16 protein-coding genes are annotated in these 14,392 nt (G+C 54.1%); 6 read left to right on the top strand and 10 right to left on the bottom strand.

Features of this window, described 5'->3' with window-relative positions; translation table 11 throughout:
• Positions 1-151 precede the first annotated feature (151 nt).
• Positions 152-889 carry a 1-(5-phosphoribosyl)-5-[(5-phosphoribosylamino)methylideneamino]imidazole-4-carboxamide isomerase gene (locus RA157_RS10760; protein WP_350333124.1) on the bottom strand — a complete coding sequence of 246 codons (738 nt, stop codon included), beginning with the start codon at positions 887-889 and terminating at the stop codon, positions 152-154.
• A gap of 536 nt (positions 890-1,425) precedes the next feature.
• Between RA157_RS10760 and RA157_RS10755 the strand changes: the two genes are divergently transcribed.
• The 5 genes from RA157_RS10755 to RA157_RS10735 all read left to right on the top strand — a co-directional run bounded on the left by RA157_RS10755 (position 1,426) and on the right by RA157_RS10735 (position 5,766).
• The gene (locus tag RA157_RS10755) at positions 1,426-2,535 is read left to right on the top strand and encodes a glycosyltransferase family 4 protein (RefSeq protein ID WP_350333123.1); all 1,110 of its coding nucleotides are present in this window, start codon (positions 1,426-1,428) and stop codon (positions 2,533-2,535) included.
• The gene (gene wecB, locus RA157_RS10750) at positions 2,532-3,647 is read left to right on the top strand and encodes a non-hydrolyzing UDP-N-acetylglucosamine 2-epimerase (protein ID WP_350333122.1); all 1,116 of its coding nucleotides are present in this window, start codon (positions 2,532-2,534) and stop codon (positions 3,645-3,647) included. Before RA157_RS10755 ends, wecB begins: the two co-directional genes overlap by 4 nt.
• Positions 3,648-3,706: 59 nt before the next feature.
• Positions 3,707-4,513, top strand: coding sequence for a glycosyltransferase family 2 protein (locus RA157_RS10745; protein ID WP_350333121.1), 807 nt, complete (start codon positions 3,707-3,709; stop codon positions 4,511-4,513).
• Positions 4,510-5,043: a hypothetical protein gene (locus tag RA157_RS10740; RefSeq protein WP_350333120.1), complete on the top strand. Its 534-nt coding sequence runs from the start codon at positions 4,510-4,512 to the stop codon at positions 5,041-5,043. The genes RA157_RS10745 and RA157_RS10740 overlap by 4 nt, the downstream gene beginning before the upstream one ends.
• 123 nt (positions 5,044-5,166) lie before the next feature.
• Complete coding sequence (locus RA157_RS10735) at positions 5,167-5,766, top strand: superoxide dismutase (RefSeq protein ID WP_350333119.1); 600 nt, start codon at positions 5,167-5,169, stop codon at positions 5,764-5,766.
• A gap of 78 nt (positions 5,767-5,844) precedes the next feature.
• Here the strand turns inward: RA157_RS10735 and RA157_RS10730 are convergent, their stop codons facing one another.
• From RA157_RS10730 to RA157_RS10705, 6 genes are all read right to left on the bottom strand, one after another.
• Positions 5,845-7,233 (bottom strand): methyl-accepting chemotaxis protein, encoded by a 1,389-nt coding sequence (locus RA157_RS10730; RefSeq protein WP_350333118.1) that lies wholly within the window; start codon positions 7,231-7,233, stop codon positions 5,845-5,847.
• The gene (locus RA157_RS10725) at positions 7,208-7,732 is read right to left on the bottom strand and encodes a PAS domain-containing protein (RefSeq protein ID WP_350333117.1); all 525 of its coding nucleotides are present in this window, start codon (positions 7,730-7,732) and stop codon (positions 7,208-7,210) included. Before RA157_RS10725 ends, RA157_RS10730 begins: the two co-directional genes overlap by 26 nt.
• Before the next feature lie 269 nt (positions 7,733-8,001).
• Complete coding sequence (locus RA157_RS10720; RefSeq protein WP_350333116.1) at positions 8,002-8,355, bottom strand: hypothetical protein; 354 nt, start codon at positions 8,353-8,355, stop codon at positions 8,002-8,004.
• Between the two features lie 157 nt (positions 8,356-8,512).
• Complete coding sequence (locus tag RA157_RS10715; protein WP_350333115.1) at positions 8,513-8,872, bottom strand: hypothetical protein; 360 nt, start codon at positions 8,870-8,872, stop codon at positions 8,513-8,515.
• A 198-nt stretch (positions 8,873-9,070) separates the two neighbouring features.
• Positions 9,071-9,430, bottom strand: a complete 360-nt coding sequence (locus RA157_RS10710) for a hypothetical protein (protein WP_350333114.1) — start codon at positions 9,428-9,430, stop codon at positions 9,071-9,073.
• A 246-nt stretch (positions 9,431-9,676) separates the two neighbouring features.
• Positions 9,677-10,531, bottom strand: coding sequence for a branched-chain amino acid aminotransferase (locus RA157_RS10705; RefSeq protein ID WP_350333113.1), 855 nt, complete (start codon positions 10,529-10,531; stop codon positions 9,677-9,679).
• Positions 10,532-10,795: 264 nt separating this feature from the next.
• Here RA157_RS10705 and RA157_RS10700 point away from each other — a divergent pair, with 264 nt between their 5' ends.
• Positions 10,796-11,458 carry a haloacid dehalogenase type II gene (locus tag RA157_RS10700; RefSeq protein ID WP_350333112.1) on the top strand — a complete coding sequence of 221 codons (663 nt, stop codon included), beginning with the start codon at positions 10,796-10,798 and terminating at the stop codon, positions 11,456-11,458.
• Between the two features lie 176 nt (positions 11,459-11,634).
• Here RA157_RS10700 and RA157_RS10695 read toward each other — a convergent pair whose 3' ends face one another.
• The 3 genes from RA157_RS10695 to RA157_RS10685 all read right to left on the bottom strand — a co-directional run bounded on the left by RA157_RS10695 (position 11,635) and on the right by RA157_RS10685 (position 14,321).
• On the bottom strand, positions 11,635-12,222 hold the full coding sequence (locus RA157_RS10695) for an LOG family protein (RefSeq protein WP_350333111.1): 588 nt from the start codon (positions 12,220-12,222) through the stop codon (positions 11,635-11,637).
• Between the two features lie 93 nt (positions 12,223-12,315).
• Positions 12,316-13,704: a M20/M25/M40 family metallo-hydrolase gene (locus RA157_RS10690; RefSeq protein ID WP_350333110.1), complete on the bottom strand. Its 1,389-nt coding sequence runs from the start codon at positions 13,702-13,704 to the stop codon at positions 12,316-12,318.
• A 71-nt stretch (positions 13,705-13,775) separates the two neighbouring features.
• Positions 13,776-14,321: a response regulator gene (locus RA157_RS10685; protein WP_350333109.1), complete on the bottom strand. Its 546-nt coding sequence runs from the start codon at positions 14,319-14,321 to the stop codon at positions 13,776-13,778.
• Positions 14,322-14,392 lie beyond the last annotated feature (71 nt).

The following is a 14,392-nucleotide window of genomic DNA, read 5'->3' as shown; positions in this document are numbered from 1 at the left end:
TGGACTGTTCTTGAATCCTGTCATTGATTTGGATCAAGACGTTTGGTTGATACTTAACTCAGATGATAAAAAAACCCCCGATAACTCGGGGGTTTTATTCTCTTCAGAGTCGTCAGTGACCTGTTACCGGTTCACCGAAACGCTCGACATATCAGGCGAACTGAGCGGTCGGATCAACCGCATCACCAATCGCGATCGCTTCCTCAAGGGTGAATTCCTTGTTGAACAGCGCACGACCGACAATGGTTCCAGCGATATTCGGCAGATATTTCAGCATGGACACATCATCAATGCTGGAGATCAGGCCGCTGGAGATGATCGGAACCCGAACTTCCTTGGCTACCGCTGTGGTCATTGCGAAACTCTCGACCGGATCATCCATGTCACGGCCCACATCTGTCAGGATAAAGCCTGCCATCGGGTCGTCCTGGAAGATCTCGATGAACTCGACCGGGGAGAAGCTGGATGTTTCTTTCCAGCCTGCACACAGCACCTTGTTGTCGCGGACGTCCACACTGACGACGATCTGGTCCGGATAAGCATGGGCCGCTTCTTTGACCAGGGTCGGCTGTTTCACGGCTGCAGTCGCGATCACGACACGGGCTGCACCGGCGTCAATCCACTCACGGATCTGCTCCATTGAGTTGATGCCACCGCCGACCTGGACGTTTGGTCCAACGCGAATGATTTCCTTGATGATGTCCGCATTGCTGCCTGTCCCTGACACTGCGTCAAGGTCAATCACATGGAGTCGTTTGGCCCCCTGCTCTGCGAACGCGCGAGCTGCTTCGACCGGATCTACGTCGTAAACAACCGGCTGGTCCATCTGGCCGCGCAGCAGGTTGACGCATTTTCCGTTCTGAAGCTCGATATCGGGGTAAATAATCATATGACCTCTCTCATTTGCCACAGGATCACAACCGGCGCATGCCGACTGTGCATGTCTCTGATCAGCCAGAAGATCCTCCAAAGCCAATCAGACTACGCAACACATTTTGTCCGACAACATGGGCTTTGCCGGACGATCCCACTCAGGATGCGGATCTCCTCCAATTCCGGATCCGAATACTGGCCTGACGGTTCAGTCGTTCTCAAGTTTAACAGATTTTGCCCCGCAGCAAAATCCAAACTGTCCTGACCCAATCAACGCGGCGCCATTACTGGTGAAGTCTGTATTTCTCACCTGATACAGATCTTGCTGACGAATCCTTATCTATCCGGGGATTCGCCCCCCATTCCGAAACCGACTCTCACTTGTGAAAGATGACCGGTTTTCCATACTTCCCGCCGGGACACGCCCTTTCCCAGGCAGGAGTTGCGGAATCCGGCCCGGTTCGATAAAGCTTTCCGTCAGTTTCAGACCATAATTGCCGACAGCCGGACCAGGGCCGCGCCAACGCAAAACACCCGGACGGACAGCCCAGGATGCACATTCTTCAGGTGACCAGCGAATTCCCGCCTCATGTGGGCGGCGTCGCCAATCACGTACGAGACCTGTCCCTTGCACTCAGCCAGTGCGGACTGGACATTACAGTCGTCGCACCCAATGAGGGCGACGATACGGAGACCTATCCGGGTATTGATGTTCTACGACCCAGGACAATACGGGCGCGACCATTCTATGACTGGCATCTGGGGCACCAGCTTTCGCGAATAGCAAAAGCAAAATCTGTCGATATGATCCACGTGCACGGCCTGCGCCCGCTGCGAGCTGCTCTCGCGACCGGATTACCTGTTACCTTTACCAATCACACATCCGGCTTTCTCAAGGGTCTGACCTCCGCCAGACGCCGCAAAACCTATGAGACGCTGTTTCCGAAATGCGCGCTGCACCTCGCCCCCAGTGACGAGCTTGCAACCTATAGCGAGCAGTTCTCGGGCAAGCCCTGTATCCGGCAGACCAACGCAGTGGATGCAGAGCGATTCAAACCGGATCTGGAATTACGCGCACAGACACGGAGAGAACTCGGCCTGTCCGATGATCAGGTGATGGTTATTCTGGCCCGTCGACTTGTGGAAAAGAACGGCATTGGTGTTCTGGCAGACGGCCTGCGCAGCCTTGACCGCCTCCCCGTAACACTGGTGGTTGCCGGTGACGGTGAGCTGCGTCCGGCTCTGGAAGGTGTTGCAGCTAATCCCCCGGAAGGAATGGTCGTGCACATGCTGGGTGCTGTCCCGAACCATCGCATGAATGCGTTTCTGAACGCCGCTGACCTGGCACTGCTTCCCTCCCTGATGGAAGCAACCAGCATCGCCGGACTGGAAGCCATGGCCTGCGGTGTGCCGGTTCTAGGTACTGATACCGGGGGTATCCCGGAAATTGTTCTTACAGACCATACGGGCTGGCTTGTTCCAACAGGGGATGGCCCAGCCTTCGCGAAAAAGCTTCAGGAGCTTGTGGAACAGCCCGGAAAGCTGGCAAGCCTGCGTGAGACAGCACGCGACTTTGCCAAGGAAGGCTATTCCTGGGGCAGCCGCGCAGCGGATCTCAAAATGCACTATGCGAATGCATTGTCAGGGAGCGCTGCCCAATGAACCTGACCATCATCTTTGGCACGCGGCCCGAATTTATCAAGATCGCACCGATTGCCCTTGAAGCCATCCGCCGGGGGCAATCCGTTCGCCTGTGCTGGACTCGGCAGCATACCGACCTTGTGGCACCGTTGTTTCCGATTTTCGGCCTTGAGCCGGACGTGACGCTGGAGCTGCCGAACGCACAGGGCAATCTCAATATCCTGCAATCAGTCCTGTTCCGAACGATTGATCAGGAACTGTCGGCTCATCGCCCAGATCTGGTTCTGATCCAGGGTGATACGACCTCCACATTCGTTGGCGCACTGGCCGCCTTCAACCGGCGCATTCCGGTTGCCCATCTCGAAGCCGGACTGCGGACTTATGATCTGGAGCACCCGTTTCCGGAAGAATGCTACAGGCAGATGGTTTCCCGTTTCGCCAGCTACCACTTCGCGGCAACCGAAGATGCTCGCCAAACCCTGATTGACGAAAAAACATCTCCTCAGTCAATCCTTGTAACCGGCAACACCTCTATCGACAGCATTAAGCTCCTGGAGGGCAATTTTGCGGGTCGTCGGCTTCAGGAGCGACTGGATCCGTTTGACCTTCAGGCCCGGAACTATCTTCTTGTAACGTGCCACAGACGGGAGAACTTTACCGAAGGCCGCCCTGAGCAAATTGCTGAGGCCTTAAAGGGATTGTGCGCCGATCATCCAGACCAGAAGGTTGTGCTGATCGAACATCCAAATCCCAGCCTTCGCGAAGGGCTTTACCGGTTCCTGTCAGATGCACCGGAGAACCTGGTTCGTCTTCCTGCCCAGGATTATCTGGATTTCGTTGTTCTTATGGTTGGCGCGAAGCTGATCCTGTCTGATTCAGGCGGTGTGCAGGAAGAGGCACCATCGCTGAACAAGCCGGTCCTGGTCCTGCGTGAAACCACCGAACGCCCCGAAGGTGTCACCGCCGGATGTCTCCGACTGGTCGGCACCGATCCTGCCCTCATCCGGTCCGAGACAAAGCGCCTTCTTGATAACCGGGAGGCCTATGCGGCCATGGCCAGCGCGCCCAATCCATTTGGAGATGGCCAGGCGGCAGGCCGGGTCTGGGACCATCTTGAACAACAAAGCTGGTGACCGCCCGACGGACATCGCTATGATTGACCCTGATTTGCCATCAGAACAGGACGCAGACCGTGTCTCAAACGCTTCCCCTCTCGATCTTCATCATCTGCAAGGATGAGGCAGAGCGCCTGCCTCTGGTTCTGGATGCTCTCGCTGACCTTTCAGACGACCTGGTGATTGTCGACAGCGGCAGCACGGACGGCACACTGGAGATTGCCCGGCGCTACACCAAACATGTCTTTCATCGCGACTGGGAGGGTTTTGGCCAGCAGAAGGTTTATGCGGAAAGCCTGTGCCGCCATGACTGGGTTCTCAATCTGGATGCTGATGAAGTGCTGCTGGAAGAGGTTCGCCAGAGCATTCGGGCGCTGTTCGACCTACCCGAAGACCAGCGTGCTGCCGCCTATTCACTCCGGATCCGGCATGTGAGCATGCTGGTGGATAACATCACCCCGCACAGACTCAGCCCGATCAACATCACTCCGCGGCTTTATCACCGTAAACGCGCCGGTTTCAAGGACAGTGCGGTGCATGACAAGGTGGTTGTCCACGATGGCAGCCCGGTTGAGACATTGTCTGGCGACGTCGCTCATATCTCGATGAAGAGCTTTGACCAGATGTGGCGTAAAATCGCCGATTATGCCCGCCTGCAGGCTGAAGACTGGGCGGACAAGGGGCGAGAGCCCGGCTGGCTGCGCCTTCTGCTTGATCCGCCATGGTTCTTCATCAAGAACTATTTCCTTCGCCGTCTGGTCTTTCTGGGCTTTGAAGGCTTTGTGATGGCCGTTGCCGTCAGTGCCGGTCGTGCACTGCGCATCGGCATGACCTGGGAAGTGCAGAAAAGACGGAGACGCGAGGTTAAGGATACAAGACGTTGACCTTCCAGACTGATATCGCGACTACAGCTGAAATCGCTGCTCGGCGTCGTCTGGGCCTGGGCGACCATTTACGATGGACTGAGTGGGCTCAGAATATGCTGGCAGTCGGTCACGACATGCCCGGTCTTTGTATGATGGCCGGTGAAATACAGCCATTCAATGCATTCGAGATGGATGACTTGTTTGATCGGTCGATGTTCGAGCTTGGCTTACCTTCAGTTCAAACCGACGCTGAAGCATGTCAGATTTTCTGTGCGAGCCGAACCAGAGCCGTCCTCAATCATAAGACATCCTGGTCATTGGTTCTTTCAGAGCTCTTCAGCATTGAGCACGTTCACTTTGAACATGGTGGTCAATATACGATTTCGGGTCTCTATTGGACATGGAGAGATCTGGAAGAAACCGGTTGCACATATCACACAGATATCAGACCTGAGACACTGGATGATATTGTGCTCGGTGAATTCCAGCATTGGTATCAGGTTTGCTCAAAGACAAAGATATATCGCGATCTGATGCTTCTTCCTTGAAGACAGGTTCCGGTTTCGGCCCGATATCCCGTCTTTCCCCTTGCCCCGAAATCCGAGCCCGATTATGGTCTCGCTGACATCACACGTACATGGCTTTTGATCCATGTCCATGAGGAGGCAGTAATGGCTTTTGAACTTCCCGAACTTCCCTATGCTTATGATGCCCTTGGCGATTTCATGTCTGCCGAGACGCTGGAATTCCACCACGACAAGCATCACATGGCCTATGTGACCAATGGCAACAACCTGCTGAAAGATTCCGGCCTGGAAGGCAAGTCGCTTGAAGACATCTGCCGCGAGAGCTTCGGCAAGAATGCAGGCCTTTTCAACAATGCCGGTCAGCATTACAACCACATCCATTTCTGGAACTGGATGAAGCCGAATGGCGGTGGCGACAAACTTCCTGGCGCCCTGCAGGCGAAGATCGACAGCGACCTTGGTGGCTTTGCTGCGTTCCGTGAAGCCTTTATTCAGGCTGGCGTTACCCAGTTCGGTTCCGGCTGGTGCTGGCTTGCTGTGAAAGACGGCAAGCTGGAAGTGATGAAAACCGCCAATGGCGAAAACCCGCTCGTTCACGGTGCAACACCGATTCTCGGCTGCGACGTATGGGAGCACTCCTACTATATCGATTACCGCAATGCCCGCCCGAAATACCTGGAAGCCTGGTTCGACAACCTGGTGAACTGGGATTATGTGGCAGAGCTGTTCGAAGCAGCATCATAAGGCTGCATTGCCTATCTGATATGAGAAAGCCCGGCAGAAATGCCGGGCTTTCTTGTTCCATATCCGTCATAGAAAGTATCAGGCAGCAGCCTTCTTCTCCCTGCGGCCGGAACGCCGCTCAGGGCCCGTATAATCCGGGTCATCCCGTTTACGACGATCCATCGGACCTCGCCTCAGCGCCACAAGGAATTGTGAAACCTCATCACCAAGGTTCCTGGCCTGAACCGAGAGGGATTCTGAGGCAACCTTGACCATTCCGGCCATGCCTTCTGTGTCTTTCATGGTGTTGGAGACTTCCAGAATATTGGCAGAAACATCCTGGGCTCCGGCATGAGCCTGGGTCACATTGCTGGCAATTTCTGATGTCGCCGCACTCTGTTCCTCAATCGCGTGGGTTACACGACCGATAATCTCGTTGATCTCGCCAATAGTTCCACCAATTCCCTCAATGGCCGTTACAGCCTCGGAGGTGGTCTGTTGAACGCTGACAATATGAGAGCTGATCTCTTCGGTCGCCTTGGCCGTCTGGGAAGCCAGATCCTTCACCTCATTGGCCACGACTGCAAAGCCCTTGCCGGCCTCTCCGGCACGTGCCGCTTCAATCGTCGCGTTGAGAGCCAGAAGGTTGGTCTGCTCAGCAATCGTGTTGATCAGATCAATGACCTGACCGATCCGATCTGCTGCAGCCCTCAGGCCACGCACAATCTCGGTGGACTGTTCAGCCTGCACGGACGCGCTTGAAGCGACTTCAGCTGTCCGCTCAACCTCACCCCTGATGCCCGCAGCAGATGCGGACAACTGCTCAGCTGACGCGGAAACGGTCTGGACACTGGCCGATGCCTGCTCTGCTGCGGCAGCAACAGCCGTCGCCCGGGCATTGGTATCAATCGCACCTGTTTCCATGGTCTGGGCCGTACCCGACATCTCGGAAGACGCATTCGACAATTCTGAGCTGATCTTGTTGATCGCCTGCTCAAAGGATTCCGTCGAGGTATTAAACGCCTCAATGCGACCCTGGATGGTTTCCGTTGCCGAGTTGATGATCTCGGCACTGATCTTCAGTGCCCCTTCCAGACCTTCAGGCTTGATCCGGCGGAAATAGCGGTTCTGACGAATGAAGTCGAGAGATGCACGGGCTTCACGCACAAAGGCGTCAGTCCGGTCAATCATGTGATTGACGTTGTTCTGGAGCGTCAGCAGCTCGCCTTTGTCATCATATCTGATAACACGTGCTTCAAAGTCACCCCAACCAACTTTGCAGCACACATCAGACACTTCATTCAGCACCAGTCGCACGCGCCAGAGCCAGAAGAACCCGGCAGCCCCGGCAACCAAGGCCATGACCGAAAGACCAGATGTCCACAGACTACCATTGGCAGATCCTGCAGCAGTGATTGCACATCCACCCAACACCACAGCTGATATGAAACTCAGCGTCGCCTTAGAGAGAGAAGACAAATTCATCATAGCTCACTCCTTTGTCGGCGATCAGCGCCGTTAATGTATCCTGTGACAGTTCAAGACCCTTCTTTTTCGAGTCCTGACTAAGCTCTTCCTGCCTCAGCTTGGCATAGAGCGGTTCGATAGTTCTGGTGAGAACATCCCGATTGGGTACGCGGCGATTGGAGTGGTATCCTACAATCTCATTGTCCGCATTCAGGGATGGCGTCACATGTGCCAGGACCCAGTAGTGGTCTCCGGATTTGGTCATGTTCTTCACATAGGCGAAGATCTCAGCCTTGGAAGATATGGTTTCCCACAACAGCTTGAAGACACAGCGCGGCATATCAGGATGCCGGATCATATTGTGCGGCGCTCCAATAACCTCGTTCTTCCTGTACCCGGATATATCCATGAAAGTGGTATTGGCGTAGGTAATCTTACCTTTGAGATCTGTTTTACTGACGATGATATCGTTCTCAGCAAAATACACCTCACGTCCCGTTGGTGTAATCGCTTTTTTCATTGCAAGCACCCCTACTGCTTTACAAAATTCCCTCCCTATAAAATTCGAAAATACGTATTAACACACGATTAATTCAAAGAAATCATTTGTACTATATTATAATGATACCACAATATAAGTGTATATACCTATATATAAATACCATTTATTCACTGACAATAATAATTGTTACTTCTATATTCATATTTTCAAAACAACTAAATCCAAAATAAAACCCCGCATCTTTCGATGCGAGGTTGTTGTTTATTCGCTTTATCTGAAATTGAACATCAGATGTGCTTCGCACCACGCAAGCAGGCTGCTTCGTACTGAAAACCGGAAAAATCACGGTTCATCACGCCGAGCCAACGCTTGCAGGTCTGATGACTTGTAAAACAAACGATACGAGACGCTCGCTGGCGACCGAACAACTCATCACTGGAACTGCGCCCGTCAAAGCGGCCAACCCAGATTTTTTTACTGCTGTGTTCAACAGATTCACAACGGGATGGAATAGCTTCCGGAAAACCCTGGATGAATGGTTCAGCCTGGCTGGCCGTATTGGCAGCATGAGCCTGCCCCAATGCACCGAGCGAAAAAGTCAACGCGGAAACTGCCGAAATGGCAATTGTTCTGATAGTCATATCTGGTTCTCCTTTTTCACTTGCCCTTGCCACAATATTGGCAGGCACGGCTGAAATTACGACTGACAAAGTGTCACAAAAGCTTGCAGAAACTACCGATCAATCATGGCGAATAGAGCCGATACTGCCACAGTTGTGACACGATTGAGACACGCCGTTACCAGCGCCCGGAAAAGCCCTTGGTGCATTGGGAGACATACTGTCTCTGAGTGAAATGGTAGTTCAGTGCATTCAACCAGCGTTTGCATGTATTCTTTTGGGTAAAGCAAACTGTTGCATGCGCAGACCGACGCGCTTCACGACGCCCACCTGCCGTCCCTGCAAACCGGCCGACCCAGAGATTGGATGCACCATGGCGTGCACTCATCTGCCTACAGAGATTGGGAGCAGCCTCTGGAAATCCGCTGATGAAGTCCTCAATCGTTTCACCACGGGCGCCATGAGCAGGCTGAAAGGCTGTTAACGACAGCATCAGTGTTGTGGCACTGATTGCGATAAAATTGCTTTTCCTAGTCATGATATTCAGGCCTCCTTTATCGGGCTCAATGTCCTATAGACATGGGAGCCCCAGCCTGAGATCGCGAATGACCTTATGTCACAAATGGGTGTCTGAATACCTCAGCTTGATAACCGCCCGATAACAAACCTTCAAATAGAAAAAGCCTTCCGGATACAGATGTATCCAGAAGGCGTCTAATATGTAGATGTCTTCGATCTAGAAGTTCTTATTGTAGCCTCTGGTGCATTTGGACACATATTGAAAGAGGCTAAAGTCACGATTTAGGGCTGCAAGCCAACGCTTGCATGTGTCACGCTTGGTGAAGCAGACCGTCGCATTCGCAGATTTACGGGCATTATAGCGACCGCTGTCGCGACCACGGAACTTGCCGACCCATACGTTGCCGGCGCCGTGCTTGGCGCTCAACTCCACACAACGGTTTGGAGCCGCTTCAGGGAAACCGTTGATAAAATCTTCAATACTTTGATCTTTTGCCGCAAAGGCCGCATTACCAAACGAAGATGCAGTAAGGGCAACCGTAAATCCCACAGTAGCGATTGTGCGCGCGGTCAGCATGATTGTTTTCCTCCAAAGGTCATTTGATACCTATTAAATGGAGTGTTCAGCGGCATATCGCGAATGACCGTTTCTCACAATTCAGTGTTACTCCGGTTACCACCTCCTAGAGATCTCCAGAGCATTCTTTGGAGCATCAACACTCGCAAGCTGCCTGTTATTCTATTTCGGCCACGCCATCATCTCCTTTAAAAAAAGCATACCAGAAGGTGCCATTTCACGAAGCGGTGTGCACGTCCGGAACGCTTAAGAGTGAGCAAAGTCCCAATAGAGTTCACGCACCCTGTCTGCCACGGGGCCGCGCTGGAAGTTCCTGTCATCCAGACGCACGATGGGCGTTACCTTGGAATAGTTGCCGGTGGAGAACATCTCGTCCGCATCAAGGCAGTCCTGATAGGAGAGCGAATGCTCATGGACATCATAACCATCAGCCTTCAGCAGACTGATGACCCGCTGCCGGGTGATGCCATTGAGAAATGTGCCGTTCGGATAAGGAGTATGAACCACGCCATCCTTGACCATGAAGACATTGGCCGTTCCCAGCTCTGCCACATGACCCAGCATGTCCAGCACCAGAGCATTATCAAAGCCACGCTCCTTCGCTTCCATAAGCGCCCTTGCATTATTGGGGTAGAGGCAGCCTGCCTTGGCATCCACAGGCATGCATTCCTGGGTCGGACGGCGGAACGGCGACAGGCTGATGGAAATGCCCGACGTGGCAAGCATCGGTGCTTCGAAAATGGTTACACAGAAACCGGTTGCGTCCGGGTCAGGCGCAACGGTCGCATGACCATCGAGCTCACCCCAATACATCGGGCGGACATAGAGGGCCGTCTCCCCGTCAAACTTTGCGATACCCTCGTGACAGATATCGAGAATCTCACCTGTCTTGCGGGTAGGGTTCAGGTTCAGCGACAGCGCCGAGCGATTGACACGCTCACAATGCAGATCAAGATCCGGCGTCACCCCTTCAAAAGCGCGACCACCGTCAAAAACGCTTGATCCCAGCCAGAAGGCGTGAGATCGCGGACCAAGGATCGGCGGATTGCCTTCAAGCCACTCACCCTTGTACCAGGTCCATGTCTTGGAAAATTCCGCCATTGCCATCACCTCCCTTTGATCCGAGAGAGGGAGTCGACCCCATCTCTGCCAAAACGTCAATTCCTTACCTGAGAGACCACTAAACTCGGAGGGAATATCCTTTCAGGGCGTGATATGGGGAAAATTTCTTCCACCATCGCGGCGCTTGGGAACACTCTTCCACCGTCGATACATTTTACCCCCTTTCTCAAGAGGCAAGAGCACGGTATCGTGCGGCAAAAATCGGCTATGCTCCGATACCAATCCTGACGAAGAGACGCGCTTATGGCTTATTCTGCCTATGTATTTGATGCCTATGGAACCCTGTTTGATGTTCATGCGGCCGTCCGCCGCCATGAAGCAGCCGTTGGACCGGACGGGCAGCTCCTGTCCGAAATCTGGCGCGCCAAACAGCTTGAATATTCCTGGACCCGCTCCCTGATGGGCCGCTACATGGATTTCTGGACCCTGACAGAGCAGGCGCTTGATTATGCCTTCCGCAAGGTCCCAAGTGCTGACACCTCCATGAAAGCCCCCTTGCTGGATGCCTATCGGGAGCTCGATGCCTATCCGGAAGTGGTCTCTGTTTTGAGACAGCTGAAGGAGGCAGGCGCCCGGCTGGCTATCCTGTCCAATGGTACGGAAGCCATGCTGGAATCAGCCGTCAAGTCCGCTGGCCTCGATACGCTGCTGGATGATATCTTCTCGGTGGAGTCACTCCGCCTCTACAAGGCAGACCAGAAAGTCTACGACATGGTCGCCACCCACTACCGGGTGTTCCCGGAAGCGATCTCGTTCCAGTCATCAAACCGCTGGGATGTGGCAGGTGCCACCGCGTTCGGCTTCCGCACGGTCTGGATCAACCGGGCCGGTCAGCCGGATGAATATACCGACCTGTCACCAGCTGTTGTTCTGCAGTCTCTGGACGGCCTGCCAGCCCTAACCTGATAAGTCTGGCTTGATAGTCTAGCCTGACAGATGGCAGGTCTTAGAGCATTTTGCGATGAATAGGATTCATGCGCATGCTCTATATCTTTGATAAAGCGAGTTGTTTGTCGCCAAACCGGTCCCCACTTTGGCGCAACACGCTCCAAAACAGTGACAGCCTGTCCCGGATAACCGGGTCAGGTCTTGTCGATCCATTTCGGAACCATCGGCGGATCATAGGCAGAGAATGCAGCCAGAAGGCTCTCGGGGCGTTCGGCGACCACCAGCATCTGGCGGTTGATGTCCTTGAGAAAACCCTCATCGACCATCTGGTCCACGAAACCCAATAAAGCATCGTAGTACCGACCTGTATTGAGAACACCGCAGGGTTTCTTGTGATATCCCAATTGCGCCCAGGTCCAGGTCTCAAACAGCTCTTCCAGCGTGCCGATACCACCTGGCAGCGCAATAAAAGCATCCGACAGATCTGCCATCAGAGCCTTGCGATCATGCATGGAATCGACTTCATGCAGTTCAGTCAGGCCTGTATGGGACAGCTCCTTCTCCGCCAAAGATGTGGGGATGACGCCGATAACCTCACCGCCTGCAGCCAGGGCCGCGTCCGCCACAGTTCCCATCAGGCCAACACTCGCACCACCATAGATCAACTTGATTTCGCGCTCGGCCAAGGTTCGGCCAAGATCGACGGCGGCGGTTTCATAAGCGGCATCCGCCCCCATGCTGGAACCGCAGAAGACACAGACGCTTTTCACTGGACTGTCCATAACGTTCCCTCCTCCGTTATGCTGCACGCACGCATATCTGTCTTGCCCTGAGCAGGCTGCACCAAACCGGCACCCACTTTGGCGCAACGCGCTTTAGGCCAGATTGGCCAGAATCCGAACCCAGGACCGGATACCCTTCTGGAAGCTCTTCAGCTCATATTTCTCATTGGGAGAATGAATGCGATCGTTCTCCAAGGCAAATCCTATCAGCAGAGTGTCCATATCCAGAACCCGTTTGAATTCCGTGGCAATGGGGATGGAACCGCCACATCCGATCAATGGCGCTTCACAATTCCATTCTTCTGCAAGCGCCTCCTGAGCCTTTTTCAGAAGCGGCTGGTCCGTGTCCACAATAAGTGGCAGGCCGTCGCTTTCATCGTCCAGGTCATAGGCAATGGTGCAGTCGTCCGGGAGGCGCTCTTCAACGAAATTCCGGAATGCCTTGCGGATTGCCACCGGGTCCTGATCGCCCACAAGCCGGAAGGAGAATTTCGCATTGGCACGGGACGGGATAACCGTCTTGGAGCCTTCACCATTATAACCGCCCCACAGGCCATTGACTTCACATGTGGGTCGGGCCCAGAGGGTCTCGAGGCCGGAACATCCGGGCTCTGATGCAGGAGCAGACAGGCCGATATCACCAAGAAACGCATCCTGATCGAACCCGAGACGCTGCCATTCAGCCTTCTGCGCCTCCGTCAGTTCCGGCACACCATCATAGAAGTCGGGAATGGTCACGCGGCCATTCTCGTCATGAAGGTCAGCCACTATGCGCGACAGCAGATGGAGCGGATTTCGGGCCAGACCACCATAGAACCCTGAGTGCAGATCGCGGCTGGCAGCCTCAATGGTGAAATTCTCCTTCATCATGCCGCGCAGACTTGCAGTGATGGCAGGTGTATCCGCATTCCACATGGTGGTGTCGCAGACAAGTGCGATATCAGCCTTCAGCTCGTCCTTGTTGACCTGCATGAAACCATCAAGGCTCGGGGAGCCGGACTCCTCTTCCCCCTCAAACAGAATCGAGACTTTTACAGGCAGGCTTCCGGTCACCGCCTTCCAGGCCCTGCAGGCTTCCACAAAGGTCAGCAACTGCCCCTTGTCATCCGAAGACCCGCGACCGGTAATCTGCTTGCGGCCATCCGATCCTTCAATCAGACCCGGTTCAAAGGGAGGACGGTCCCACAGCTCAATCGGGTCCACCGGCTGCACATCATAATGACCGTAGAACAGAACATGCGGGCCATTGTCTGAACCATGGTCATGCCCGACAACCATGGGATGGCCGGGCGTCTTACGGGCTGATGCATCAAAGCCCAGATCCTGCAATTCGCTCACCAGCCAGTCAGCCGCAGCACTGCATTCACTCTTATAGGCCGGGTCCGTCGAGATGCTTTCAATCCGCATCAGCGCGAACAGGCGCTCAAGGCTTTGCTCAATTTGCTGATCGGCCTGACTGAGGACCTGCTCGACGATAGACATGCTGTCTCTTCCCGTGTGATTCTGAAACAAACACGCAGGCTATGAGAGGCTTGATGCAAAGGCAATAACTATCAGAGGAAGGCAACGTCGCTGTCCGCAGGTTCCGGTACCGGCATGTTGCGCGGAACATCGACCTGGATCTGCTCTTGCGGCTCCTGCTCGACAGCAGCGGCTTCCGGCATGGCTTCCGGTCTGACGCGAGCCATTTCATATCCAGCCCTTTTCGTCAGGACAATTTCCTCGACCACCCGGGCCATTGAATCCGGCTTCAGGACAGGCGTGATGATCTGATGGCTGTAGCCACTTGTCTTCAACTCGGACGGAGACAGCTTCTTGTCCTCTTTCTGGCAGAGCACAAGCGCCGGCATCTCTCGTTTGAGCTGCTGCATAGCCTTGGTCAGAACCGCAGACAATTGCAGAGGATTGATAAACCGGATGATGCCGTCAACGAAGATGACATCGATGACACCATTCCGCAGATGCTTCAGCATGGAGGGTGCATCTGACGCGTGATAGAAATGCCGTGCACCGCTGTCCCGCAGCATTTTCGACCAATGCTGAAAAATCGTACGTTCTGGTGTTACAATCAGAATCTGCAGCCGCCCTTCCAGCTCCATTCCGACCTCCTTGAAGAATGATCATGTATCCCGTCCCGGGGAACACCATCCAATCTAACGGAGGCCGGTTA

Source organism: Coralliovum pocilloporae (assembly GCF_030845175.1).
GTDB classification, from domain to species: domain Bacteria; phylum Pseudomonadota; class Alphaproteobacteria; order Rhizobiales; family Cohaesibacteraceae; genus Coralliovum; species Coralliovum pocilloporae.
The sequence above is the reverse complement of the archived record's forward strand: the minus strand, read 5'-3'. Positions and strand labels throughout refer to the sequence as shown.